This window comes from Halomonas shantousis, from assembly GCF_054654615.1.
In genome coordinates this window covers 3577023-3603133 of record NZ_BAAIER010000002.1, presented here as the reverse complement: position 1 = coordinate 3603133, position 26111 = coordinate 3577023, and the positions used below count along the sequence as shown (strand labels likewise).

Below are 26111 nucleotides of genomic sequence, written 5' to 3'. Positions count from 1 at the left end.
CGGTGCGCGGGTCTGGGACGCTTGCGGAGTGTCTAGCCGTTCAGGCGCAGCGGCTTGGCATCGACATGCAGAGGGCGGAAGGTATCACCGCGCAGGCGATCGTTGTCGGGGTCGTTCTCGATCAACGTGGCCAGTACCTCCCGAGCACGGTCGCGCATATCGAGTCCCAGGTAGCCTTCCACCATGACCGCCAGCGCGTCACGCGTCGCCGGCGACTGCGGATAGTGCTCGATCACCCAGCGGCCGCGTTCCACGGCGGCGACATAGGCACCCTTGCGCAGATAGAAGTCGGCGACCTGCAGCTCGTGGCGGGCCAGCACGTTGCGCAGATAGATAATGCGCTGGCGGGCGTCCGGCGCATAGCGGCTGTCCGGGAAGCGGCGCACCAGCTCGCCGAAGTCCACATAGGCGTCGCGGGTCGCGCCGAGATCGCGTTTGGAGATGTCGATCAGCTTGAGCCCCTCGAGGCTGAAGCGTCCGGCCTGATAGGCGGCCAGGCCCCGCATGTAATAGGCGTAGTCCACCTGAGGATGATCCGGTTGCAGGCGGATGAAGCGGCTGGCAGCGGCCCGTGCGGCTTCCCAGTTCTCGACCTGATAGTAGGCGTAGATGAGTTCCAGTTGAGCCTGCTCGGCATAGCGGCCGAACGGAAACCGAGTATCGAGCGCCTCGAGCTGTTCCACGGCGGTCGTGTAGCGTCCGGCATCCAGCGAGGATTGTGCCTGCTGATAGAGATCCTGCTCCTGCAGGTCGGGGGCGGGTTCGTTGCTGGCGCAACCGGCAAGCAGGGCGCTGGCGAGCACAAGCGCGCCAAGGGAAGGGAGTCGCATCATCATCCTCGTATCAAACAATCCAGGGCGGCCATACCGGCAGCTTTTCCGACATGGGCGGACGTAGCGAACGTGAAGCACACCGTCGCACCGACTTCGGGCATCGGCCGCAGTCCCGTCGTCTCGGGTTGCAGCACCGCGGGCGGCAGGCTGCTACAATCCGCCAAATTCGACCCACTATAAAGCAAACGCCCGCGCCGGCGAAATGGGACAGATTCTCTCCTATGCCAGACATCATACACCGCACCGAGCGCATCCCCGACACCATGATCGGCATGCGTCTGGACCAGGCCGCGGCCGAACTGTTCGCGGAGTTCTCCCGCGAGCGCCTCAAGAGCTGGATCAAGCAGGGGGTGCTGACACTCGACGGCGAGCAGGCCCGTCCCAAGGACAAGGTTTTTGGCGGTGAGCAGTTGACCCTCGAGACGGTGCTGGAGGAGACCGAGCGCTGGGAGCCGCAGGCCATCGGGCTCGATATCGTCTTCGAAGACGATGACGTGCTGGTCATCAACAAGCCGGTAGGGCTGGTGGTGCATCCGGCGGCGGGCAACCCCGACGGGACGCTGCTCAATGCCGTGCTGCATCATTGTCCCCGGCTCGCTGCGGTGCCGCGGGCCGGCATCGTGCACCGGCTCGACAAGGATACCTCGGGGCTGATGGTGGTGGCCAAGACGCTGGCGGCGCAGACCGCTCTGGTCGAGCAGCTTCAGGCCCGCACGGTGTCGCGCGAATACGATGCCGTGGTCATTGGCGTGATGACCTCGGGCGGTACCGTCGATGCGCCGATTGGCCGCCACCCCAAGGATCGTAAGCGCCAGGCGGTCACCCCTTCGGGCAAGCCCGCCGTGACGCACTATCGGGTGGTGGAGCGCTTTCGAGGGCACACGCATGTGCGCTGCCGGCTGGAGACGGGACGCACCCACCAGATCCGCGTGCACCTGGCCCACAAGCGTTTCCCGCTGGTCGGCGATGCGCTATATGCCGGGCGGCTCAAGGTGCCGGCGGGGGCTTCGCAGACCTTGAAGGAAATCCTGCGCGAGTTTCCACGCCAGGCCCTGCACGCGCGCAAGCTGGCCTTCCTGCATCCAGCGAACGGTGAGCGGGTGGAGTTCCAGGCGGGGTTGCCCGATGATCTGCTGATGCTGCTCGACTACCTGCGTGACGATAGCGAGGCGCGTACATGAATGAGCAACCGACCCTGATCCTGCCCGACTGGCCGGCACCGAGCACGGTGGGCGCCTTTGTCACCACTCGAGAAACGGGGCCCAGCCAGGGAGCTTATGCCGCCTTCAACCCGGCGACTCATGTGGGAGACGATCCCGAATGCGTGGCGCGCTGTCGGGAACTTTTATCCCGGCAACTCGACGATCACCGGCCACTGCTGTGGCTCGATCAGGTGCATGGCGCCAGCGTGCAGCAGAGTTATCAGCTGACGACGCCTCAGGCCGACGCGGCGGTGGCCTTCGACAAGCAGTATGCCTGCGTGATCCTAACTGCCGACTGCCTGCCGGTGTTTCTCTGCGACCGCCGTGGAACGCGGGTGGGGATCGCCCATGCCGGCTGGCGCGGCCTCGCCAGCGGAGTGATCGAGGCCAGTGTGGCGGCCTTGGGCTGTGAGCCGGATCAGATCATGGCCTGGCTGGGACCGGCCATTTCCAATGCTCAGTTCGAAGTCGGCGCCGAGGTCTATGACGCCTTCGTCGCGGTACAGAAGGAGGCGGCCAGTGGCTTCGAGCCCAGCCCCTATCGGCTTGGGCACTACATGGCCGATCTTTACCGCCTGGCGCGCCTGCGTCTGGAGCGCTTGGGGGTGGGATACATCAGTGGCGGACACTTCTGTACCGCCAGCGAGTCGCGCTTCTACTCCCATCGGCGTGATGATGGCAAAACCGGAAGGATGGCCAGTGTGATCTGGCTGCGCTGATGCCTGCCTGGCCCTGATCGGCCTTGTCCGTGCCGGTTCGCCCGTCACCTTGGGTAAGTGATTAATTACCTGTCCTGTATCAAGGGGCGCGAGTTTTCCTGCCGCCCCGCCTTGAAAGTCCCCCACCACACCTCCATTTTCATGTCAACGCTAAATGACAGGGCCGGCGCATCCTAGCGTCGCCGTGCCCAAGGGAGGAACTCGATGCGAATCGATAGAATGACCAGCAAGTTGCAGAACGCCATCGCCGATGCGCAGTCGCTGGCGGTGGGACGAAGCCATGGTCAGCTGGACCCCGGCCACGTACTGCTGGCGTTGCTCGATGCCCGCGACAGCGGTCTCAAGGGGCTGATCCAGAAGGCCGGCGGCGACTTCGGTAAGCTGCGCAGCGGCCTGGACCAGTATCTGAACAACCTGCCGGTGATGGGACAGTTCGACGGTAACGTGCAGATGTCTCAGGATCTGGCGCGGCTGTTCAATCTCGCCGATCGCGAGGCGCAGGCGCGTGGTGACCAGTACATCGCCAGTGAGCTGGTGCTACTGGCTGCGCTGGAGATGAACCATGCCGTGACCAAGGTGCTGACCCAGGCCGGGCTGACCCGCAAGGCCGTGGTCTCGGCCATCGACAGTCTGCGCGGTGGCCAGGCCGTCAATGACGCCGGCGCCGAAGAGAGCCGCGAGGCGCTCGACAAGTACACCACCGATCTGACCGCGCGGGCCGCCGATGGCAAGCTCGATCCGGTGATCGGCCGCGATGACGAGATCCGTCGTACGATCCAGGTGCTGCAGCGGCGCACCAAGAACAACCCGGTGCTGATCGGGGAGCCCGGTGTGGGCAAGACCGCCATCGTCGAAGGGCTCGCCCAGCGCATCATCAACGGCGAGGTGCCGGAGGGTTTGAAGGACAAGCGCGTGCTGGCGCTCGACATGGGCTCGCTGCTCGCCGGTGCCAAGTTCCGCGGGGAGTTCGAGGAGCGCCTGAAGGCGGTCCTGAACGAGCTGGCCAAGGAAGAGGGGCGGGTGATCCTGTTCATCGATGAACTGCATACCATGGTCGGCGCCGGCAAGGCCGAGGGGGCGATGGATGCCGGTAATATGCTCAAGCCCGCTCTGGCCCGTGGGGAACTGCATTGCGTGGGTGCCACTACTCTCGACGAGTACCGCCAGTACATCGAGAAGGATGCCGCACTGGAGCGCCGCTTCCAGAAGGTACTGGTCGACGAGCCGAGCGAAGAGGATACCATCGCCATCCTGCGTGGCCTGAAGGAGCGTTACGAGGTTCACCACGGTGTCGACATCACCGACGGCGCGATCATCGCTGCGGCCAAGCTGTCGAGCCGCTATATCACCGATCGCCAGTTGCCCGACAAGGCCATCGATCTGATCGACGAGGCGGCGTCGCGCATTCGCATGGAGCTGGATTCCAAGCCCGAGGAGATGGATCGTCTCGATCGGCGCCTGATTCAGCTCAAGATGGAGCGCGAGGCGCTCAAGAAAGAGACCGACGAGGCTTCGCGAAAGCGCCTGGAGAGCCTCGAGGAGCAGATTGACGAACTCTCCCGTGAATATGCCGATCTCGAGGAAGTGTGGAAGTCGGAAAAGGCCAGTATCCAGGGCGCGGCGCAATACAAGGCCGATCTCGAGCAGGCGCGTATCGACCTCGAGGCGGCGCGGCGCCAGGGCGACCTGGGCCGCATGTCCGAGCTGCAGTACGGCGTGATTCCCAATCTCGAGAAGAGGATTGCCGAGGCCGGGGAGGGCGATGAAGCCGATACCTCACGCCATCAGCTGCTGCGCTCCAACGTCACCGAAGAGGAGATCGCCGAGGTCGTGTCGCGCTGGACCGGCATTCCGGTGTCCAAGATGCTCGAAGGGGAGCGCGACAAGCTGCTGCGCATGGAAGAGGCGTTGCATGAGCGGGTCATCGGTCAGGACGAGGCGGTCACCGCGGTGGCCAATGCCGTGCGGCGTTCGCGGGCTGGACTCGCCGACCCCAACCGGCCCAACGGTTCGTTCCTGTTCCTCGGCCCCACCGGCGTGGGCAAGACCGAATTGTGCAAGTCGCTGGCCAACTTCCTCTTCGATACCGAAGAGGCGATGGTGCGCATCGACATGTCGGAGTTCATGGAGAAGCATTCCGTGGCGCGGCTGATCGGTGCGCCTCCCGGCTACGTCGGCTACGAGGAAGGCGGCTATCTGACCGAGGCGGTACGTCGCAAGCCCTATTCGGTGCTGCTGCTCGACGAGGTCGAGAAGGCGCACCCGGACGTCTTCAACATTCTGCTGCAGGTCCTTGAGGACGGTCGTCTGACCGACGGCCAGGGGCGTACGGTGGACTTCCGTAATACCGTGATCGTGATGACCTCCAACATGGGCTCCGACGTCATTCAGCGCATGGGAGGGGATGAGAGCGACTACGAGGCGATGAAGGAAGCGGTGATGGCGGTAGTGGGCAATCATTTCCGCCCTGAACTGATCAACCGCATCGATGAAGTGGTGGTCTTCCATGCGCTTGGCCAGGAGCAGATCCAGGCGATTGCCGCCATTCAGCTCGATCGTCTGCGCAGCCGTCTGGCCGAGCGCGAGCTCGCCCTGGAAGTCAGCGACGATGCCATGGCGCAGCTTGCGGTGGTCGGCTTCGACCCGGTCTACGGGGCGCGTCCGCTCAAGCGCGCCATCCAGAGCCGGCTGGAAAATCCGCTGGCACAGGACCTGCTAGCCGGACGCTTCCTGCCGGGCGACACCATTCGGGTCACCACCGAGAATGGCCATCTGGTCTTCAACAAGCAGGTCGTCGAAACGGCATAATCGAAGCGCCGAGCCGACAAGATGCCCGGTCGGTAAGTGTGCCAAGGCCCGCCTCGTGCGGGCCTTGGCATGTCAGGACTATGGCGTTGTCTCGGCTTGCGGGTAGAGACTCAGCAGTTTGCGCAGCACGCCATTGGTCCAGCCGAAGCCGTCCTGAGCGGGGTATTCCCCACCACCGCCGCGAGAGCCGGCCAGCACGTTGTACTTCTCGACCAGCTTGTTCTCCTGGCGATAGTGCGTCACGTTGGTGGCGATCCAGCGCTCGGCGATCATCCGGGCCAGACGGGTGTTGCCGTAGTCACGCAGGCCCTTGATCGCCAGCCACTGCTGCGGCGCCCAGCCGTTGGGGGCGTCCCACTGCTCCCCGGTGTTACGTGTCGTGGTGACGAGGCCACCGGTCTTGAGCAGTTCATGCTCCAGGGTGAGCGAGGTCTGCGCCGCCTGCTGGGGGGTGGCGATGCCGTAGAACAGCGGATAGACCGTGGCCGTGCTGAGGCTGTCGGTCAGTGCTCCTTCCTGCCATAGATAATCGCCAAAAGCGCTCTGATGCGGGTTCCATAATCGCGTCTGGATCGCATGGCGGCGGTTGTCGGCCCGCTCGCGATATGCCTGGGCCCGGGTCTCGTGACCTGCCAGGGCATGCGCTCTGGCCAGGGTGGTCTCGAGATGATAAAGCAGGCTGTTGAGGTCCACTGGGACGATAGCGGTGGTGCGAATCGTCGCCAATGTCTCGCCATCGGCCAGCCAGCGCGAGGAGAAATCCCAGCCGCTCTCCGCGCCGGCACGCAGATCGCGCCACACTTCGGTTTTGGGACGATCGGCGTGCTCCGCCGTCTCGAGATCTTCGCGAAACGACTCCTGGCGCGGGGTATTGGCATCGTCCCAGTAGCGATTGAGCAGGGTGCCGTCCTCGAGTCTGACCACGCGGCGGTAGGCAGTGCCCGGAGCGAGCGAGTCGGCGCCATCCATCCAGTAGGCGTATTCCGTTTCCAACGCCGGCAGCAAGCGCGTATAGGCGACATTGCCGTCGAGTGTGGCGAGCAGGTCGACCATGCTGGCGAAGAAGGGCGGCTGCGAGCGGGTCAGGTAATAGGTGCGATTGCCGTTGGGAATGTGCCCGAAAGTCTCGAGGAGGTGGGCGAAGTTATGCACCATGTCTCGCACGCTCTCCTCGCGACCGCTTTCCAGCAGTCCCAGCATGGTGAAGTAGGAATCCCAGTAGTAGATCTCGTTGAAACGCCCGCCGGGAACGACGTAGGCATGGGGAAGGGGCAAGCGCGAAGAATAGGGGCTCTCCCGGTCATCTGGCGAGCGGGTGAGCACCGGCCATAGCGCATCGATATGGGCGCGAACTCCCTGGCCCGGCTCCGGCTCGTAATGCCGATTGCCGGCCTGTTCCGAGGTGAAGTGGGCATCGACGAAATCGCGCAGCGCCTGGGTATCGAAGCCTGGGGCTTGGCGGGCTTGCGCGTAGTCGCTCAGGATGACGGGCGGCGGTTCGAGGGGGATCAGATCGACGAAGGTCTTGCTGTCCTCGAAAACCGGCTGGGTCTGGACATCGAAGAAGAGGTCGCCCCACAGCAGGTCGGGTGGTGGTGGAATCTGTCGGGACTCGGTAGCCGGGGAGAACACGTACGCTTCGGGAGCCGTTCCTTCCCCATGATCCCTGTAGGGCGCATCGATCGTCGCCGCATCAAGGGTTGCCGCCTGTCCAAGGGTTGGCAGTGGACCGAGCCAGGCTGCCCCCAGCAGCACGAGACCGCAGCACTGCCGCCATCCGAAACCTTTCATCGCCATTCCTCCCACGTTAACGATTCCTGCCCGTGGCCGCGCTTGCCGGCGCTCAGCCTCGTTTCAGTAAAGGTAACGGGCTGAGCCCTTGCAAGGCGCGATCACGGCAGCACTGCGTCAGGCGATACGAGAAGGCAATGTGAAAAAGGCGAGCGGGCCGTACGTTGGCCCGCTGCTGGGAGGTGCTGGGTAGCGCCGCTGGCGTATCGGTTACGCAGGCTGCGAGGAAGGGTAGAGCGCCATGAGCCTGCGCAGCACGCCGTTGGTCCATCCGAAGCCATCCTGGGCGGGATATTCGCCGCCACCGGCGTGCTTGTTGGTGATCACGTCGTACTTCTCGATCAGCTTGCTCTCCAGCTCGTAGCGCTGCAGGTTGGTGCGGATCCAGCGCTCGGCGATGGTGCGGGCGAGGTCGAATTCACCATAGTCACGCAGCCCCATGATGGCGATCCACTGCAGCGGTGCCCAGCCGTTGGGAGCGTCCCATTGCTGGCCGGTCTCGCGATTAGTGGCGGCGAGGCCACCAGCCTTGAGCAGCTCACGCTCGAGCGTTTGCGCCACGCGCGCGGCCTGGGCGGGCGTGGCGATGCCGTAATACAGCGGAAACGCCATGGCGCCGTGAATGCTGTTGGTCAGCTTGTCCTCGCGCCAGAGATAGTCGCCGAACAGGCCGCGCTCCTCGTCCCAGAACAATGCCAGGATCGCCTTGCGGCGGGCGTTGGCCCGGTCACGGTAGAACTGGGCCCGCTCCGGAGCGGCGTTGAGTTCATGGGCGTGGGCCAGCGTGGTTTCGAGATGAAAGAGCAGCGTGTTGAGATCCACCGGGAGAATGTCGACCGTGCGAATGGTGCATAGCGTCGCGTCGTCGGCGAACCAGCGTGAGGAGTAGTCCCAGCCGCTTTCGGTGGCGGCTCGCAGGCTGCGCCAGACCTCGACGTTGGGGCGCGAGTCGGCCTCGGCGGTGTGTACGTCTTCGTGGTAGGACTCCTGGCGTGGCGTGCAGACGTCATCCCAGTAGCGGTTGAGCAGGGTGCCGTCAGCAAGCCTGACCAGCCGCCGATGTGCCTGACCGGGCTCGAGAGTGTGCTCGCCGTTCATCCAGTAGGCGTACTCCTGCTCCAGCTCAGGCAGAAAGCGCTGATAGGCGTGGCGATCGTGCTGCTCGGCCAGACGCTTGACCATGCTGGAGAACATCGGCGGCTGCGAGCGAGTCAGGTAATAGGTGCGGTTGCCGTTGGGGACATGGCCATATTCCCGTATCAGGTGGGCGAGGTTGTGCACCAGATGGCAGGCCAGATCGTGGCGGCCGCTCTCCTCGAGCCCGAGCATGATGAAATAGGAGTCCCAGTAGTAGATCTCGTTGAAGCGTCCGCCGGGAATCAGGTAGGGGTAGCGCAGACGCAGGCGCGACGTCAGCGGCGGCGCCTCGAGCAGCGGCTGGCGCGTGAGCTCCCGCCACAGGGCGTCGATATGTGTCGCGACATCGCGGCCGGGCGTGGCGTAATACGCCTCGCGAGGCGGCGTCTCGCACTGGAAATGATTCTCGACGAAGGCGAGCAGCGCGGCATCGTCAAAGCCTGGCTGAGTCTTGAGACGCTGATACTCGTGAAGAATGGTGTCGGGCAACTCCTTGGGCACCAGGTCCACGAAGGTCTTGCTGTCGGTGAATATCCGACGGCTCTGCACGGCATAGAAAAGATCGCCCCAGAGCAGATTCGGCGGCAGCGTGATCTGATTCTCCAAGGGCGTCATCAGGTACGACAGCGGTTTTACGCAGGCACTTTCGTCTTGAGCATACCCTGGCTCACAGGCGACACCGGCGTAGGAGAGGGCCGGCGACAGAAGCGGCCACTGCTGGTAGTGCATCAGACCCCGCATCACGTACCTCCGTTCGGGTTGTTGCAACTTTAGTCTAGGAACCTAGGGGGAGATGGCCTCCCGTTCAAGCATCATGACGCCGCGCCGGCCAATCGATGCCCGGAAAAGGCGCTGTTTTGGTACCTAGACGGTGCATTCACGGTTGACACTCTATGGAGGCTAATGGAATCTTAACGTTCCTGATTTCGAGTGCGGATTGGCTGGGCGACCCCCGGCATTCGCGCGAAGGGTCGATGAAAGTCGGCCCGCCTGTCGAAGACTTACCGGGTCAGGGCGTCATCCGTCCTGCCCGATCATTGCCCCGACGCATCGATCTGATGCGCGAAGAGTGCAGGTCCTAACCGGACTGAAGAACGCCAGGGTCTGGCATCAGGGTGTCGTTGGCCTCGGGCCGCGGCAGGCGACGCTGTCGCCCTCGAACTCCGGTGCGCACTGCACCGTGAACGTACTCGAGACCTCCAGGGGAGACTCACCAGTGGAACTTTTATCCGGCGCGGATATGATCGCTCGCTTCCTTAAGGATGAGGGCGTGGAATATATCTATGGTTATCCGGGCGGCGCGGCGCTGCATATCTATGATGCGCTATTCCGTCAGGACGACGTCAAACACATTCTCGTACGTCACGAACAGGCCGCGACCCATGCCGCCGACGGCTACGCCCGTGCCTCGGGCAAGCCGGGCGTGGTACTGGTCACCTCCGGCCCCGGCGCGACCAATGCGGTCACCGGCATCGCCACCGCCTACATGGATTCGATTCCGATGGTGGTGCTGTGCGGCCAGGTCGCCAGTCACCTGATCGGCGAGGACGCCTTCCAAGAAACCGACATCATCGGCGTGACCCGGCCGATCGTGAAGCACAGCTTCTCGATCAAGCATCCTGCGGAAATTCCCACGGTCCTCAAGAAGGCGTTCTATCTCGCCGCGAGCGGCCGTCCCGGACCGGTGGTCGTGGACATTCCCAAGGACATGACCGCCCCCACCGAGCGCTACGAGTACAGCTATCCCAAGAAGGTCAAGCTGCGCTCGTACAATCCCGTGACGCGTGGCCATACCGGTCAGATCAAGAAAGCCGTCGACATGATGCTCAAGGCGCGACGCCCGGTGTTCTATACCGGCGGCGGCGTGGTGACCGGCGATGCCAGCGAGGGACTGACAGATCTGGTGCGCCGTCTCGGCTATCCGATCACCACCACGCTGATGGGCATTGGCGCCTATCCGCAGAGCGACCGTCAGTCGCTGGGGTGGCTGGGCATGCACGGCTCGTTCGAGTCGAACATGGCCATGCACCATGCCGATCTGATCATCGCCATCGGTGCGCGCTTCGACGACCGGGTGACCAACAACACCTCGAAGTTCTGCCCTACCGCCAAGATCATCCATGTCGATATCGACCCCAGCTCGATCTCCAAGACCGTACGCGCCGATATTCCCATCGTGGGACCGGCCGGAAGTGTCATCAACGAGATGATCAGCCTGTTGCAGGGCCGCGAGGTAACCAACGGCGAGGCGCTGCAGGAGTGGTGGGAGAAGATCGAGGGCTGGCGCGCCGAGCGTGTGGGCAAGCTCTACGAGCCGGCCGAAGACGGCGAGCGACTCAAGCCGCAGCAGGTCGTCGAGGCGGTGTGCCGCCTGACCCGTGGCGAAGCCTTCGTCACCACCGACGTCGGCCAGCATCAGATGTTCGCCGCCCAGTACTACAAGTTCGACAAGCCCAACCGCTTCATCACCTCCGGTGGCCTGGGCACCATGGGCTTCGGCTTCCCGGCGGCGATGGGCGTCAAGCTCAACTACCCCGAGGACGATGTGGTGTGCTTCACCGGGGAAGGCAGCTTTCAGATGATGATGCAGGAACTGTCGACCTGTAAGCAGTTCGCCGTCGGGGTCAAGATCGTCAATCTCAACAACGGCTCGCTGGGGATGGTGCGCCAGTGGCAGGACTTGAACTACAAGTCCCGTCATGCGCATTCCTACATGGAGTCGCTCCCCGATTTCCAGAAGCTGATCGAGGCGTACGGGTTCACCGCGATCACCGTCGAGCGTCACGAGGATCTCGAGCCGGCACTCGAGCGGGCCTTTGCCGACAAGAACGAGCTGGTGTTCCTCGACATCTACGTCGACCCGCGCGAACACGTCTATCCGATGCATGTGCCTCTCGGCTCCATGCGTGACATGCTGCTTTCGAAGACGGAGCGGACCTGATGCGCCACATCATCTCGATACTGCTGGAAAACGAACCTGGCGCCCTGTCCCGTGTGGTGGGGCTGTTCTCCCAGCGCAACTTCAACATCGAAACGCTCAACGTCGCGCCCACCGAGGATCCGACGCTGTCGCGTCTGACCGTCACCACGCAGGGTGATGATCGGGTAATCGAGCAGATCACCAAGCAGCTCAACAAGCTGATCGACGTGGTCAAGCTGGTCGACCTGACCGAGGGGACCCACATCGAGCGTGAGCTGATGCTGGTCAAGGTCAAGGCGATGGGGGCCGCCCGCGATGAGGTCAAGCGCACGGCGGATATCTTCCGCGCGCAGATCGTCGATGTCACCTCGAGTCTGTACACCGTGCAGATTACCGGTGACGGTACCAAGCTCGACGCCTTCCTGCAGGCGATGGGCCCGGTGGGAATTCTCGAGGTGGCACGTACCGGGGTCTCGGGCATTGCCCGTGGCGACAAGGTGCTGAGCCTCTGATGGCATCCTCACGATCGAGCCGCTCTTCGGAGCGGCTTTTTTGTGCCTATGGACGAAATGCCCGGAGACCCGGGCTCAGCGCACCTGAGCCCATAAGGCGTGGATCAGCGGGTTGCGCAGCTTCTTTTCCAGCACGCACAGGCCGACATCGTAGGGAGGAAGGCTCGGCTGGACCTCGAGGACACGCACGCGATCGGCCAGGGGGCTGTTGTCCAGGACGATCTTGGGGACCACGCCCACACCGAAGCCTAGCCCTACCATGCTGACGATCGCCTCGTTGCCGGCCACCTGGGCATAGATGCGCGGCTTGATGCCGAGCCGGCGAAACCAACGGTCGGCACGCTCGCGCGCCAGCCCCGATTCCGACAGGATCATGGGCGTCTCTGCCCACTCTTCGGCACGCGGCATGGCCAGCGTGGCAGGCAACCAGTCGGCCTTCTCGCCCGGGGCGATGAATACCAGGGGCGAGACGGCGATGGGCTTGAAGGCAAGTTGCGTGGGCAGATGCTCGGGGCGGGCGGTGATCGCCATGTCTTCCTCGCCGCTCATGACGCGCACGATGGCATCCGCCGGATCGCCGGTGTGTAGCTTGAGCTCGATTCTGGGATGGCGTAAGCGGAACTCGCTGAGCAGTTCGTAGAGGAAACTATAGCTGGCAGTGACCGAGCAGTAGATGCTGATTTCCCCGGTCAGCTCTCGTGTCTCCTCCATCAGTGAATGGCGGAACATCTCCCAATGCTCCAGGGTCTCTCTGGCGTACTGTTGGAACAGACGCCCCTCGGCGGTCAGCGTGACGGTACGATTGTCGCGCTCGAACAGTGTGACGCCAAGCGTCTCTTCGAATTGGCGTATCGTGCGGCTGAGTGTCGAGGGGCTTATGTGGCTGGCTTCACTGGCCCGGCCGAAGTGCAGGGTGTCGGCCAGATTAAGGAACTGTTTCAGGGCGCGAAGATCCATGCGGAATATTTCTTCTCATGAAATATAATGTTGCAAATATAGCATTTTACGCAATGCGTGGGCTGGCGTAAGGTGAGCTGCATCAGCGCCGCGACAGACGGCGCACGCCATCAACGCTGACACCCCTTACCATTACGTTTTGCTGCGGAGTTCGACATGCGCGTTTATTACGACAAGGATTGCGACCTTTCCCTGATTCAGGCCAAGAAGGTCACTATCGTAGGCTATGGCTCCCAGGGTCACGCCCATGCCAACAACCTCAAGGAATCTGGCGTCGACGTCACCGTTGCCCTGCGCCAGGGTTCCTCCTCCGCGGCCAAGGCCGAGGCGGCGGGCCTGAAGGTGGCTTCCGTGCCCGAAGCCTGCAAGACCGCCGATGTCGTGATGATTCTCGCCCCCGACGAGAATCAGAAGGCGATCTACGAGCAGGAGATCGAGCCGAACCTGAAAGAGGGGGCGACACTGGCCTTCGCGCATGGTTTCAATATCCACTATAACCAGATCGTGCCGCGCACCGACCTCGACGTGATCATGATCGCACCCAAGGCGCCGGGGCACACCGTGCGCTCCGAGTTCGTCAAGGGGGGCGGCATTCCCGACCTGATCGCCATCCATCAGAATGCTTCCGGCCAGGCCAAGGAGATCGCCCTGTCCTATGCAGCGGGTGTCGGCGGCGGTCGTACCGGTATCATCGAGACCACTTTCAAGGACGAGACCGAGACCGATCTGTTCGGTGAGCAGGCCGTGCTTTGCGGCGGCGCTGTCGAGTTGGTCAAGGCCGGCTTCGAGACCCTGACCGAGGCGGGCTACGCGCCGGAGATGGCGTATTTCGAGTGTCTGCACGAGCTCAAGCTGATCGTCGACCTGATGTACGAGGGCGGCATCGCCAACATGAACTACTCGATCTCCAACAATGCGGAGTACGGTGAGTACGTCACCGGTCAGGAAGTCATCAATGACCAGTCCCGTGCCGCGATGCGCAATGCCTTGAAGCGCATCCAGACCGGGGAATACGCCAAGATGTTCATCCAGGAAGGCAACACCAACTATCCGTCGATGACCGCGCGGCGCCGTCTCAATGCCGAGCATCCGATCGAGCAGGTCGGTGAGAAGCTGCGCTCCATGATGCCGTGGATCGCCGCCAACCAATTGGTCGACAAGAGCAAGAACTGAGCACTTCGAAGCAGGAAAAGGGCGCGGATTCCGCGCCCTTTTTTGTTTCAAGGTGCGTTGGCTGGCATTGGGGGCGCGCTGTCGTCCATGCTTCGAGTGTGTAGAATTGAGACATGATAAGCACGCTTCTCCCGCGCAATGGACGAGACCTATGAACGAAAACTCCCGCAATACCGAGCCAGATGTCAGCGCTAATGCTGGGCCCGACTCCGTTGAAGCTAATGGGCGGAATCAAGATGAGGCTGCTGAGAGTCATTCATACCAGCAGGATGTCGAAGTCATCGAAGAGACCGTCGAGAACGGTCGTCGGGTGCGGCGGCGGGGCATCTATCTGCTGCCCAACCTGTTCACCACATCCGCCCTGTTCTCCGGCTTCTTCTCGGTGGTGGCAGCCCTGAACGGCGACTTTGCGGCTGCGGCTATCGCAGTGTTCGTGGCCATGGTACTCGACGGTCTCGACGGGCGCGTGGCGCGCATGACCAATACCCAGAGCGCCTTCGGCGCAGAGTACGACAGTCTGGCGGACATGGTGTCGTTCGGCGTGGCGCCTGCGCTGGTCGCGTTTACCTGGATTCTGCAGGATGTGGGCAAGATCGGCTGGATTGCGGCGTTCATCTTCGTCGCATGTGCTGCACTACGCCTGGCGCGCTTCAATGTCCAGATCGGGTCGACCGACAAGAAGTGGTTCATCGGCCTTCCGAGCCCCTCAGCGGCAGCGGTCGTGGCCGGGTGCGTCTGGGTCTTTCACAACTTCGATGCAGAAGCGTTCGGCTTCAAGCTGCTCATGACGCTGGTCGTTGCGGCTGCTGGGGTGCTAATGGTCAGCAATATCCGCTACTACAGCTTCAAGGAGATCGACCTCAAGGGGCCGGTACCCTTCGTGGCCCTGTTGGCGATTGTGCTGGGGTTCGTGGTGATCTCTCTGGAGCCTTCGGTCATGCTGCTTATTCTTTTCGGCAGTTATGTCGTCTCGGGACCGGTCATGGCGCTGATGCGCAAGACGCGTAAGCCCAAAAAGGCGTAGGGTCCACTGCTGACTCGCTTCTGACGCCCGCCCTGCGCGGGCGTCGCGCTATCGTCCTCCGGCTTTTCCCCTCCCTTGCCTGGCAGTTCTCGCTTCAGCGCCGCCTTGGCCGCTGCGCATCGCAAGGCGAAGTTTTTCTTCGCCAGGGGCTTGCGTCTTAACGCCGGGGGCCGTAAAGTACGCCTCCGCTGCTGCCGACGCCCAGACGTCGCCGGCGGTGGGAAGTGGGGCAAGGCATTGTTGTTGTTGGGTTTTTCGATGGCGCCGTGAGTTCAGGGCGCGCCGAAATCGCTTGACGAGGCCACCGGAAACGGTAGAATGCGCCCCACTCGAGACGGCCGCCATCCCAGGGCGGGCCCGACGATCCGCAGCGATCGCCAGGCCATCCGGGGTTGACAAATCCGGCCGGCTCAGTAGAATACGCCTCTCTCGCGGCGGGGCCCTCGGGCCGGAAGCGACGCCAGGCGATGGCTTGGCGCGTTTAGCGAGACGCTCTTTAACAATCGATCAGGTAATTCATGTGGGCGCTTGCCGGCGAAGGGGTGAACAGTCACCAAGACCTTCAAGGCAAGCGACTCGTCAAGAGAAGCTTTGACCTTGAGCCAAGTTTGGTCCGCTTAACGGACTATCAGACTTTAAACTGAAGAGTTTGATCATGGCTCAGATTGAACGCTGGCGGCAGGCCTAACACATGCAAGTCGAGCGGCAGCGGGAGGTGCTTGCACCTCGCCGGCGAGCGGCGGACGGGTGAGTAATGCATAGGAATCTGCCCGGTAGTGGGGGATAACCTGGGGAAACCCAGGCTAATACCGCATACGTCCTACGGGAGAAAGCAGGGGATCTTCGGACCTTGCGCTATCGGATGAGCCTATGTCGGATTAGCTGGTTGGTGAGGTAACGGCTCACCAAGGCAACGATCCGTAGCTGGTCTGAGAGGATGATCAGCCACACTGGGACTGAGACACGGCCCAGACTCCTACGGGAGGCAGCAGTGGGGAATATTGGACAATGGGCGCAAGCCTGATCCAGCCATGCCGCGTGTGTGAAGAAGGCCTTCGGGTTGTAAAGCACTTTCAGCGGGGAAGAAGGCCTGGGGGTCAATACCCCTCAGGAACGACATCACCCGCAGAAGAAGCACCGGCTAACTCCGTGCCAGCAGCCGCGGTAATACGGAGGGTGCGAGCGTTAATCGGAATTACTGGGCGTAAAGCGCGCGTAGGTGGCATGATAAGCCGGTTGTGAAAGCCCCGGGCTCAACCTGGGAACGGCATCCGGAACTGTCACGCTAGAGTGCAGGAGAGGAAGGTAGAATTCCCGGTGTAGCGGTGAAATGCGTAGAGATCGGGAGGAATACCAGTGGCGAAGGCGGCCTTCTGGACTGACACTGACACTGAGGTGCGAAAGCGTGGGTAGCAAACAGGATTAGATACCCTGGTAGTCCACGCCGTAAACGATGTCGACCAGCCGTTGGGTCCCTTGAGGACTTAGTGGCGCAGTTAACGCGATAAGTCGACCGCCTGGGGAGTACGGCCGCAAGGTTAAAACTCAAATGAATTGACGGGGGCCCGCACAAGCGGTGGAGCATGTGGTTTAATTCGATGCAACGCGAAGAACCTTACCTACCCTTGACATCCTGCGAACCCGGAAGAGATTCCGGGGTGCCTTCGGGAGCGCAGAGACAGGTGCTGCATGGCTGTCGTCAGCTCGTGTTGTGAAATGTTGGGTTAAGTCCCGTAACGAGCGCAACCCCTATCCCTATTTGCCAGCGGTTCGGCCGGGAACTCTAGGGAGACTGCCGGTGACAAACCGGAGGAAGGTGGGGACGACGTCAAGTCATCATGGCCCTTACGGGTAGGGCTACACACGTGCTACAATGGCAGGTACAAAGGGTTGCAAGACGGCGACGTGGAGCGAATCCCAGAAAGCCTGCCTCAGTCCGGATCGGAGTCTGCAACTCGACTCCGTGAAGTCGGAATCGCTAGTAATCGTGAATCAGAATGTCACGGTGAATACGTTCCCGGGCCTTGTACACACCGCCCGTCACACCATGGGAGTGGACTGCACCAGAAGTGGTTAGCCTAACCTTCGGGAGGGCGATCACCACGGTGTGGTTCATGACTGGGGTGAAGTCGTAACAAGGTAGCCGTAGGGGAACCTGCGGCTGGATCACCTCCTTAATCGACGACTCGCCTCTTCCCGGCAAGTGTCCACAATGAATTACCTGATCGGCCAGAGCAAAAGACTGTTTGGGTCGCGGACCCAGTGGTTTGAAGCCGGGTCTGTAGCTCAGTTGGTTAGAGCGCACCCCTGATAAGGGTGAGGTCGGCAGTTCGAGTCTGCCCAGACCCACCATGCCAAGTCAGAAGAAACAAGAGATAAGAAGGGGTCTTCTTCGTTCTTTCTTCTTCACTCTTCTTTCTTGTATTAGGGGCCATAGCTCAGCTGGGAGAGCGCCTGCCTTGCACGCAGGAGGTCAGCGGTTCGATCCCGCTTGGCTCCACCATCCTCCTTCCCGACAGTCCTCGTTTCGTGACCAGTGATAAACGCTGAACAGGCCCTCCGGCCTGGCTGAGCGCTTATCACTGTTCTCTGAACAGTCGCTCTTTAACAATATGGATCATGCTGACAAAAGTCTCTCTTAGGCATAAGAGAGCAAGATACGTCTCAAGCGTATCCGGCAATTGTCGTAGTGATCGTAGACCAGACCCCTTCGGGTTATATGGTCAAGCGATTAAGCGCATACGGTGGATGCCTTGGCAGCCAGAGGCGATGAAGGACGTGGAAGCCTGCGATAAGGCTCGGCGAGGTGGCAAACAACCTGCGACCCGGGCATTTCCGAATGGGGAAACCCACTCACCATCAGGTGAGTATCGCTGCATGAATACATAGTGCAGCGAGGCGAACCGGGGGAACTGAAACATCTAAGTACCCCGAGGAAAAGAAATCAACCGAGATTCCCCCAGTAGCGGCGAGCGAACGGGGACCAGCCCTTAAGCGTTGGGGCCGATAGGCGAACAGGGTGGGAAACCTGACCATAGCGGGTGATAGTCCCGTAGCCGAAATCCAACCAACGTGAAATCGAGTAGGTCGGGGCACGTGAAACCTTGACTGAAGACGGGGGGACCATCCTCCAAGGCTAAATACTCCTGGCTGACCGATAGTGAACCAGTACCGTGAGGGAAAGGCGAAAAGAACCCCGGCGAGGGGAGTGAAATAGATCCTGAAACCGTATGCGTACAAGCAGTGGGAGCCCACTTGTTGGGTGACCGCGTACCTTTTGTATAATGGGTCAGCGACTTATTTTCAGTGGCGAGCTTAACCGAATAGGGGAGGCGTAGGGAAACCGAGTCTTAACTGGGCGACCAGTCGCTGGGAATAGACCCGAAACCGGGCGATCTATCCATGAGCAGGGTGAAGGTTGAGTAACATCAACTGGAGGCCCGAACCGGGATCTGTTGAAAAAGATTCGGATGACTTGTGGATCGGAGTGAAAGGCTAATCAAGCTCGGAGATAGCTGGTTCTCCTCGAAAGCTATTTAGGTAGCGCCTCACGTATTACCGCCGGGGGTAGAGCACTGTTTCGGCTAGGGGCCCATCCCGGGTTACCAACCCGAGGCAAACTCCGAATACCGGTGAGTACAGCGTGGGAGACACACGGCGGGTGCTAACGTCCGTCGTGAAAAGGGAAACAACCCAGACCGTCAGCTAAGGCCCCAAAATCCTGGTTAAGTGGGAAACGATGTGGGAAGGCTTAGACAGCTAGGAGGTTGGCTTAGAAGCAGCCATCCTTTAAAGAAAGCGTAATAGCTCACTAGTCGAGTCGGCCTGCGCGGAAGATGTAACGGGGCTCAAACCAGGTGCCGAAGCTACGGGTTCATCCTCTGGATGAGCGGTAGAGGAGCGTCGTGTACGCCGGTGAAGGTCTGTTGAAAAGCAGGCTGGAGGTATCACGAGTGCGAATGCTGACATGAGTAACGACAAGGGGAGTGAAAAACTCCCCCGCCGGAAGACCAAGGGTTTCTGTTCTACGTTAATCGGAGCAGAGTGAGTCGGCCCCTAAGGCGAGGCCGAAAGGCGTAGTCGATGGGAAACGGGTCAATATTCCCGTACCGGATGTGATTGCGATGGGGGGACGAAGAAGGCTAGGTGAGCCCGGCGTTGGTTGTCCGGGTGAAAGTGAGTAGGCTGGGATTTCAGGCAAATCCGGAATCCCAAGGCCGAGACACGAGACGAACAGACTACGGTCTGGAAGTCATTGATGCCACGCTTCCAGGAAAAGCCTCTAAGCTTCAGATCACATGCGACCGTACCCCAAACCGACACAGGTGGTCAGGTAGAGAATACCCAGGCGCTTGAGAGAACTCGGGTGAAGGAACTAGGCAAAATGGTGCCGTAACTTCGGGAGAAGGCACGCCGGCATTAGGTGAAGCCCCTGCGGGTGAAGCCGACGCCGGTCGAAGATACCAGGTGGCTGCAACTGTTTATTAAAAACACAGCACTCTGCAAACGCGCAAGCGGACGTATAGGGTGTGACGCCTGCCCGGTGCCGGAAGGTTAATTGATGGTGTTAGCTCACGCGAAGCTCCTGATCGAAGCCCCGGTAAACGGCGGCCGTAACTATAACGGTCCTAAGGTAGCGAAATTCCTTGTCGGGTAAGTTCCGACCTGCACGAATGGCGTAATGATGGCCACGCTGTCTCCACCCGAGACTCAGTGAAATTGAAATCGCAGTGAAGATGCTGTGTACCCGCGGCTAGACGGAAAGACCCCGTGAACCTTTACTATAGCTTCACACTGGATGCTGATGTTGCTTGTGTAGGATAGCTGGGAGGCTTGGAAACCCGGACGCCAGTTCGGGTGGAGCCAACCTTGAAATACCAGCCTGGCATCATTGGCGTTCTAACTCAGACCCGTCATCCGGGTCGAGGACAGTGTGTGGTGGGTAGTTTGACTGGGGCGGTCTCCTCCCAAAGCGTAACGGAGGAGCACGAAGGTACCCTCAGCACGGTTGGAAATCGTGCACTGAGTGCAAGAGCATAAGGGTGCTTGACTGCGAGACAGACACGTCGAGCAGGTACGAAAGTAGGTTCTAGTGATCCGGTGGTTCTGTATGGAAGGGCCATCGCTCAACGGATAAAAGGTACTCCGGGGATAACAGGCTGATACCGCCCAAGAGTTCACATCGACGGCGGTGTTTGGCACCTCGATGTCGGCTCATCACATCCTGGGGCTGAAGTCGGTCCCAAGGGTATGGCTGTTCGCCATTTAAAGTGGTACGCGAGCTGGGTTTAGAACGTCGTGAGACAGTTCGGTCCCTATCTGCCGTGGGCGTCGGAAGTTTGAGAAGCGCTGCTCCTAGTACGAGAGGACCGGAGTGGACGTACCTCTGGTGTTCCGGTTGTGATGCCAATCGCATTGCCGGGTAGCTATGTACGGACGGGATAACCGCTGAAAGCATCTAAGCGGGAAGCCCCCTTCAAGATGAGACTTCCCTGGGGCCTTGCGCCCCCTGAAGGGCCCAGCAAGACCAGCTGGTTGATAGGCACGGTGTGGAAGCGCAGCAATGCGTTGAGCTAACGTGTACTAATGGCCCGTGAGGCTTGACCATATAACCCCAAGGGGTCTGAGGTCACCTCGACAATTGCCGGATACCAGAGACGTATCGCGGTCAGCAGATCCATGTTGCGTCGTCGCGCGGCGGGCCGGAAGGCCTCGCGGGACGACACCAGTTACGCCTGACGACCATAGCGTGCGGGAACCACCTGACTCCATGCCGAACTCAGCAGTGAAACCGCTCAGCGCCGATGGTAGTGTGGGGTCTCCCCATGCGAGAGTAGGTCATCGTCAGGCACTTATACCGTACCCCAGCTTCGAAAGAAGCTGGGGTATTTTATTGGTGCGGATGAAAGCAAGGGGTCTCCTCATGGAGAGTCCCGGAACGCCGGCCGAGTCATCGTCAGGCACCTCTTCGAACCCCCTGTCCCCACGGACAGGGGGTTTTTGCGTTGGTTCCCGCCGATATTGCCTCGCCGTGCGTGCCTGTAGGAGAAGAGATTGCTTTTTATTGCTATCTTGTAGCTGTGCCACTGCGAGAACCGGCACAGTGTTAATACGATTGCCTTTAGCGATGATATGAATGGCTGTAGACGGCAATCGTTACGAGCACTCTATGGAGCTTTTAATCTCAGGAGGAGGGATCGATGCATACAGATTTGCTGAAGAAGTTTGCCTTGGCGTTGGTAGTCGCTCTGATGACCTTCGGTATGGTGGGGTGCGACAACGATGGCCCGGCGGAAGAGGCAGGCGAGAACGTAGACAACGCCATGGATAACGCGGGCGACAGCATGGAGAATGCCGGCGAAGACATTCAGGATGCTGCAGAAGACGCGCAGAACTGATTGGGTCTGAGCGAGTTCTAAACGGCAAATAAAAAACCGGACCTACTAAGGTCCGGTTTTTCATAGGCTAAGCGTTAAACGCTAGGGTTCTGTTCGATACCCTGAACATACCAGGGGGCGCCTTCGCGAAGCTCCCGGGTCAGGTGCCAGGTTTCGTTGAACTCGTTCTGCTCACCATTCTCGTCAATGATGCCATGGAAAATGACCGTTGCCTCGGCCTGTTTATCATATTCCTGAACGCTACCTAGCTCTGCGAACAGGCGGACAATCTCGGTGCGGTTGTTGGCTGGCTGATTGGCGCGTTCCTGACGCAGCAGATTGTAGAGTTCCGGAGAGACGTACTCCTGAATTCCACTGAGGTCGTTGTTATCCCATGCACGCTGCAACGTCATGAAATGCTCCTTGGCACCGGTCAGGAAGCGTTCCTTGTCGAACCAGCCTGGCGTACCGCCCAGAGCGCGTGTGGGTACGCTAGAGCCCGACTGTGGCTGAGCATCTCTTGTACTTGTCGTACGCGATTGAGGCTGAGAGCCAAGGCCCGTTGCTGTCGCCGGCTGTTGACGCCTGAAAGAGCGAAACAGCCGGAAGGCGAGCCAGATCGCACCCGCAACCAGCAGGATATCGAGGAAGCGGATATTGTCGAAAGCGCCACCGAAAAACAGTGAGGCCAGCAGCCCGCCAGCGAGCAGTCCTGCAAAGGGACCCGCGAAGCGTGACAGTCCGCGGCTTGGCTGAGAGGCGCTGTTCGTTGCGTTGTTTGTAGCGGTATTGCGTGATGGCGTTGCCGCCGGGCCATCGGTAGAGCGGGAATAACTGCCGAAGCTCTTGCCACCGCCTAGACGGCGCGCTTCGGCATGATCCACTGCAAGGCCAAAACCAAGCAGCCCGACCAATACCATGATGAACAAGTGGCGCATGAGTGTCTCCTGAAAGGATGCGTTTATAATTTGACACTTCATTCTACCGATAATTCATCGCCTGCACGCATACTCCAAGAGCCAATTTAATCGCATAATTGACGTTAATTGTTCCCTTCTTGATTAGAACTATTGGGTTTATGGTCGCATCATAAATAGTGCATATGTAGCTCGCAGCGTCTTCCATGTTGCATAGGTCCGCGCTCATCCTGACGTGCGGGGGGATTCGCTGTCGCCTCATACTGATACTTTGACTGCGAGTCCCAATTGAACACGAGCCATACTGCCCCGCTTATGAGATCGCATCGGCGCTACGTGTGAAAACCAGCGTGTTGCCCTGGGACATGGCGGCATTGTGCCGGTAACCGGCAGCGGTGAATTCAGTGAGCGCTTCGGGAGTATCGATTCTTTCGCGGATCAGCCAAGCGCTCATCAGGCCTCGGGCTTTCTTGGCATAGAAGCTGATAATCTTGAATTGACCGTTTTTTTCATCCTTGAAGACGGGGGTAATGATAGGGGCAGAGAGGCGGCGGGTATCGATGGCCTTGAAATATTCATTCGATGCCAAGTTGATCAATGCCGGAGTACCACTATGCGCTACGGCCTTATCGAGCTCTTCCGTTAACGTTTCCCGCCAGAAGGCATATAGGTCCTTGCCCTTGGCATTGGCCAATCGCGTGCCCATTTCCAGGCGATAGGGCTGGATCAGGTCCAGTGGGCGCAACAGGCCATAGAGTCCGGACAGAATGCGCAAATGTCGCTGCGCGAAGGCGTTGTCCTCTTCGCTGAACGTTGCGGCTTCCAGTCCGGTATAGACATCGCCCTGAAACGCCTGGATGGCCGGTTTGGCATTCTGCAAAGTGAAAGGAGGCGCCCATTCCGTAAAGCGTGCAGCGTTGAGGCCCGCTAGCTTATCGCTGATGCCCATCAGCTCGGAGAGACGTTGCGGCGAGTAGTCCCGCAGGATGTCGACCAACTGGGCGCTTCTTTCCAGATAATCCGGCTGCGTATGAGTGGTCGTGGTGGCGGGTGTCTCGAAATCCAGCGTCTTGGCTGGAGAAATGATGCTCAACATGGCCGTTTCCAGAAAAGTCTTTAAGAAGACCTATTGTACCAAGCGGAGCAGAAGAGGCTGATGCGAACCTCCTATGACAGCGATAGTCCGCTTGAGCGAGTTTTCGCTTCTCGTAGTGCGTCGAGAAGCGAAAGCGGCAGGTTTTAGGGGCACGGATTGGGCAGGCGGCGATGTACCGCTTCGATAGCCTCGATGACCGTCTTGTCGAGCACCAGCGCTTCGCTGGCCAGGTTGGACTCGAGCTGCTCCATGGTGGTCGCGCCGATGATATTGCTGGTCAGAAACGGGCGTGAATTGACAAAGGCCAATGCCATCTGGGCCGGGTCCAGGCCATGTTCGTGCGCAATATCGACATAGGCGTGGATGGCCTCGTCGGCGACATCGGACGTGTAGCGCTTGAAACGTTCGAAGAGCGTCAGCCGTCCCTGAGGGGGGCGGGCACCATTGAGGTACTTGCCGGACAGGGCGCCGAAGGCCAGCGGCGAATAGGCCAGCAGCCCCACATGCTCGCGGTGGGCGATTTCCGCCAAGCCGACTTCGAAGCTGCGGTTTAGCAGATTGTAGGGGTTCTGCACACTCACCACGCGCGGAATTCCCTGAGTTTCGGCCAGGCGCAGGGAGTGCATCACGCCCCAAGGCGTTTCGTTGGACAGACCAATGGCGCGGACCTTGCCGGCATCGACGAGTTCCTTGAGTGCGCCGAGAGTCTCCTCCAGCGGGACAGCATCCTCGTCCTCGTCTGGCGTGTATCCCAGTTTGCCGAAGAAGTTGGCGTTGCGGTCCGGCCAATGCAACTGATAAAGGTCGACATAATCGGTACCGAGGCGCGCAAGGCTGGTATCGATGGCCTGATGGATGTGCTGCCGGGTCAGGCGTGGCCCTCCACGGATATGCTCGAGTCCAGGGCCGGCGACTTTGGTGGCGATTACCACATCCTGGCGCTTTCCACTACGCTGTAGCCAACTGCCGACATAAGCCTCGGTCCGACCCTGGGTTTCGGCCTTGGGTGGAACGGGGTACATCTCGGCGGTATCGATGAAATTGATGCCGAATTCCACGGCACGGTCGAGCTGGGCGTGGGCTTCGGCTTCACTGTTCTGCTCGCCGAACGTCATGGTGCCGAGACATAGACGACTGACCTCGATACCGCTGTTGCCGAGGGGGCGTGTCTGCATCGTGTACTCCGCGAAAAAGAGGGTGGAATCAGCATGGTAGCGGGGGGCGCAGAAAGCGGCAAATCGGGGGTTGAGTCGGCGAAATTGGGGGCGTATGCTTGGCGGCCCGTTGCCCCGGCAGGCGCCGGATGCAGCAGGATGGAATAGGCGTCGATGACTCAGGGGAGCCAGGTTCGACGCAACGACGGTCTACTTATTCAGCAATCAGGTCTGTGGAATCAGGGTTATTGCCATGCAACAGGCATCTTCTCTGTTCATCCAGCTTGAGTATCGGTTGGCGGAACAGCTTTTCCATACCCGTTGGCTCACCCGATCAGCCAGCAAGCATCGCCTGACGATGCGTCTGTTCAAGCGCTGTGCGAATGCGGGGCATACTGCCGCACTGTCGCTTTACGGTCACATGCTGTTTCATCGCGGCGCCTCACCGCAGGACAAGGCCAAGGGGGCGCGTTACGTTCTGCAGGCCGCCCAGGCGGGTGACCTGCATGCCCAGTACCAGATGGGGCGTATCTATGAGCATGGTTGCGCTCAGTATACCCGCCGGGACGATCACGCCGTGACGTGGTATGCACGTGCCGGGGAGTCCGGGCACGCCCTGGCGGCCGAGCGCCTGGCGCAAGCCTATCGTCTAGGGCAACTGGGCTTGCCGGTAGAAGCGCAACGCGCCGGTGAATGGCAGGCCTTGGCGGAGCGGCATGCGGGGCTTCTGGACGAGAATGATCCCCGCCTCAATCTGACTCACTGAGATTATGATCCCATCGCGGGGCGCCCCGCGATGGACCTTGGTCCGTCTTGCACCCCTGCAGCACGAGTTCAGTCGGTGCCTTGGAGACCGCGCTGTATTGGCTTGTACGTCAGATTGTCTCAGTTTTTTCGTTAGATTGCCGATAATGGTGTGGTTGGCTTTGCTGCCATGACCCGCGCCCAACCCGACTACGGACAACGTTATGCTGCCTATCCTGCTAGATATCGAGGCGTCCGGTTTCGGACGTGGCAGCTATCCGATCGAGGTTGGCTTGGCGAGGGCCGACGGCAGTACTTGCGCCTTTCTTATCCAGCCGCTCGAGGAGTGGACGCACTGGGATCCCAAGGCAGAACTCCTGCACGGCATCTCGCGAGGACGCCTGCACCGCGAAGGCTATCCCGTAGTGGAGGTCGCGCGCTGGCTCAATGATGAGCTCTGTGAGCCCGGCATCGCCTACAGTGACAGCTGGGGATATGACAACACGTGGCTCTCGCTGCTGTTTCATCATGCTGGCATGCTGCCGCGCTTTCGTCTGGAGTCCTTGCGCCGACTACTCGACGATGCCCAACTGAAGGATTGGAGTGCCACCAAGGCGGCGGTCATCGATGAGTACCATATTCGGCGTCACCGGGCGGGTGACGATGCCCGCCTGTTGCAGTTGACCTACCTAAAGACGCACAAGCCCTCCGACATTGGCCGGGGCGGGCGCCCCGCCTAGCCTCGCG

Annotated in this window: 17 protein-coding genes, 2 tRNA genes and 3 rRNA genes; 15 read left to right on the top strand and 7 right to left on the bottom strand. The window is 60.5% G+C overall.

Translation table 11 applies throughout. The features are described 5' to 3' along the window. Positions 1–32 precede the first annotated feature (32 nt). On the bottom strand, positions 33–830 hold the full coding sequence (locus tag ACYQ12_RS16975; protein WP_459874034.1) for an outer membrane protein assembly factor BamD: 798 nt from the start codon (positions 828–830) through the stop codon (positions 33–35). Positions 831–1054: 224 nt separating this feature from the next. On the opposite strand from ACYQ12_RS16975, the gene rluD reads away from it, so the two are divergent. The 3 genes from rluD (at position 1055) to clpB (ending at position 5562) form a co-directional block, all read left to right on the top strand. Further along, the gene (rluD, locus tag ACYQ12_RS16970) at positions 1055–2014 is read left to right on the top strand and encodes a 23S rRNA pseudouridine(1911/1915/1917) synthase RluD (protein WP_459874032.1); all 960 of its coding nucleotides are present in this window, start codon (positions 1055–1057) and stop codon (positions 2012–2014) included. After that, a complete protein-coding gene (pgeF, locus tag ACYQ12_RS16965) occupies positions 2011–2754 on the top strand; it encodes a peptidoglycan editing factor PgeF (protein ID WP_459874030.1) in 744 nt (247 codons plus the stop codon). The genes rluD and pgeF overlap by 4 nt, the downstream gene beginning before the upstream one ends. A gap of 204 nt (positions 2755–2958) precedes the next feature. After that, entirely contained in the window at positions 2959–5562 is a 2604-nt protein-coding gene (gene clpB, locus ACYQ12_RS16960; RefSeq protein WP_459874028.1) for an ATP-dependent chaperone ClpB, read from the top strand. 78 nt (positions 5563–5640) lie between these two features. Here clpB and treF (ACYQ12_RS16955) read toward each other — a convergent pair whose 3' ends face one another. Continuing rightward, positions 5641–7353 carry an alpha,alpha-trehalase TreF gene (gene treF / locus ACYQ12_RS16955; protein ID WP_459874026.1) on the bottom strand — a complete coding sequence of 571 codons (1713 nt, stop codon included), beginning with the start codon at positions 7351–7353 and terminating at the stop codon, positions 5641–5643. Between the two features lie 210 nt (positions 7354–7563). Beyond that, positions 7564–9231 carry an alpha,alpha-trehalase TreF gene (gene treF / locus ACYQ12_RS16950; protein WP_459874024.1) on the bottom strand — a complete coding sequence of 556 codons (1668 nt, stop codon included), beginning with the start codon at positions 9229–9231 and terminating at the stop codon, positions 7564–7566. 475 nt (positions 9232–9706) lie between these two features. On the opposite strand from treF (ACYQ12_RS16950), the gene ACYQ12_RS16945 reads away from it, so the two are divergent. Both ACYQ12_RS16945 and ilvN read left to right on the top strand, forming a co-directional pair. Next, positions 9707–11431, top strand: a complete 1725-nt coding sequence (locus ACYQ12_RS16945; protein WP_459874022.1) for an acetolactate synthase 3 large subunit — start codon at positions 9707–9709, stop codon at positions 11429–11431. Further along, positions 11431–11922 (top strand): acetolactate synthase small subunit, encoded by a 492-nt coding sequence (gene ilvN / locus ACYQ12_RS16940; protein WP_459874020.1) that lies wholly within the window; start codon positions 11431–11433, stop codon positions 11920–11922. The genes ACYQ12_RS16945 and ilvN overlap by 1 nt, the downstream gene beginning before the upstream one ends. A 75-nt stretch (positions 11923–11997) precedes the next feature. Here ilvN and ilvY read toward each other — a convergent pair whose 3' ends face one another. Then, positions 11998–12879 (bottom strand): HTH-type transcriptional activator IlvY, encoded by an 882-nt coding sequence (gene ilvY / locus ACYQ12_RS16935; RefSeq protein ID WP_459874016.1) that lies wholly within the window; start codon positions 12877–12879, stop codon positions 11998–12000. A 156-nt stretch (positions 12880–13035) separates the two neighbouring features. Between ilvY and ilvC the strand changes: the two genes are divergently transcribed. The 8 genes from ilvC (at position 13036) to ACYQ12_RS16895 (ending at position 21474) form a co-directional block, all read left to right on the top strand. After that, the gene (gene ilvC / locus ACYQ12_RS16930; RefSeq protein WP_459874013.1) at positions 13036–14052 is read left to right on the top strand and encodes a ketol-acid reductoisomerase; all 1017 of its coding nucleotides are present in this window, start codon (positions 13036–13038) and stop codon (positions 14050–14052) included. A gap of 151 nt (positions 14053–14203) precedes the next feature. Continuing rightward, the gene (gene pssA / locus ACYQ12_RS16925) at positions 14204–15076 is read left to right on the top strand and encodes a CDP-diacylglycerol--serine O-phosphatidyltransferase (RefSeq protein WP_459874011.1); all 873 of its coding nucleotides are present in this window, start codon (positions 14204–14206) and stop codon (positions 15074–15076) included. A 637-nt stretch (positions 15077–15713) separates the two neighbouring features. Beyond that, a 16S ribosomal RNA gene (locus ACYQ12_RS16920) occupies positions 15714–17253 on the top strand. Between the two features lie 98 nt (positions 17254–17351). Further along, positions 17352–17428: transfer RNA gene (locus tag ACYQ12_RS16915), tRNA-Ile, on the top strand. Between the two features lie 75 nt (positions 17429–17503). Further along, positions 17504–17579, top strand: a tRNA-Ala gene (locus ACYQ12_RS16910). A 218-nt stretch (positions 17580–17797) separates the two neighbouring features. Next, positions 17798–20684, top strand: a 23S ribosomal RNA gene (locus ACYQ12_RS16905). Positions 20685–20810: 126 nt separating this feature from the next. After that, positions 20811–20926, top strand: a 5S ribosomal RNA gene (rrf, locus tag ACYQ12_RS16900). The 16S, 23S and 5S rRNA genes sit together here with 2 tRNA genes alongside, the layout of an rRNA operon. Positions 20927–21276: 350 nt before the next feature. Next, positions 21277–21474 carry a hypothetical protein gene (locus ACYQ12_RS16895; RefSeq protein ID WP_459874009.1) on the top strand — a complete coding sequence of 66 codons (198 nt, stop codon included), beginning with the start codon at positions 21277–21279 and terminating at the stop codon, positions 21472–21474. A gap of 74 nt (positions 21475–21548) precedes the next feature. Here ACYQ12_RS16895 and ACYQ12_RS16890 read toward each other — a convergent pair whose 3' ends face one another. The 3 genes from ACYQ12_RS16890 to ACYQ12_RS16880 all read right to left on the bottom strand — a co-directional run bounded on the left by ACYQ12_RS16890 (position 21549) and on the right by ACYQ12_RS16880 (position 24641). Further along, complete coding sequence (locus ACYQ12_RS16890) at positions 21549–22391, bottom strand: Tim44 domain-containing protein (RefSeq protein WP_459874007.1); 843 nt, start codon at positions 22389–22391, stop codon at positions 21549–21551. 292 nt (positions 22392–22683) lie between these two features. After that, entirely contained in the window at positions 22684–23466 is a 783-nt protein-coding gene (gene yaaA / locus ACYQ12_RS16885; protein WP_459874005.1) for a peroxide stress protein YaaA, read from the bottom strand. 143 nt (positions 23467–23609) lie between these two features. After that, positions 23610–24641 carry an NADP(H)-dependent aldo-keto reductase gene (locus tag ACYQ12_RS16880; protein ID WP_459874003.1) on the bottom strand — a complete coding sequence of 344 codons (1032 nt, stop codon included), beginning with the start codon at positions 24639–24641 and terminating at the stop codon, positions 23610–23612. Between the two features lie 232 nt (positions 24642–24873). Between ACYQ12_RS16880 and ACYQ12_RS16875 the strand changes: the two genes are divergently transcribed. Next, complete coding sequence (locus tag ACYQ12_RS16875) at positions 24874–25386, top strand: tetratricopeptide repeat protein (RefSeq protein WP_459874001.1); 513 nt, start codon at positions 24874–24876, stop codon at positions 25384–25386. A gap of 202 nt (positions 25387–25588) precedes the next feature. Beyond that, positions 25589–26104 carry a hypothetical protein gene (locus tag ACYQ12_RS16870; protein ID WP_459873999.1) on the top strand — a complete coding sequence of 172 codons (516 nt, stop codon included), beginning with the start codon at positions 25589–25591 and terminating at the stop codon, positions 26102–26104. Positions 26105–26111: the final 7 nt, after the last annotated feature.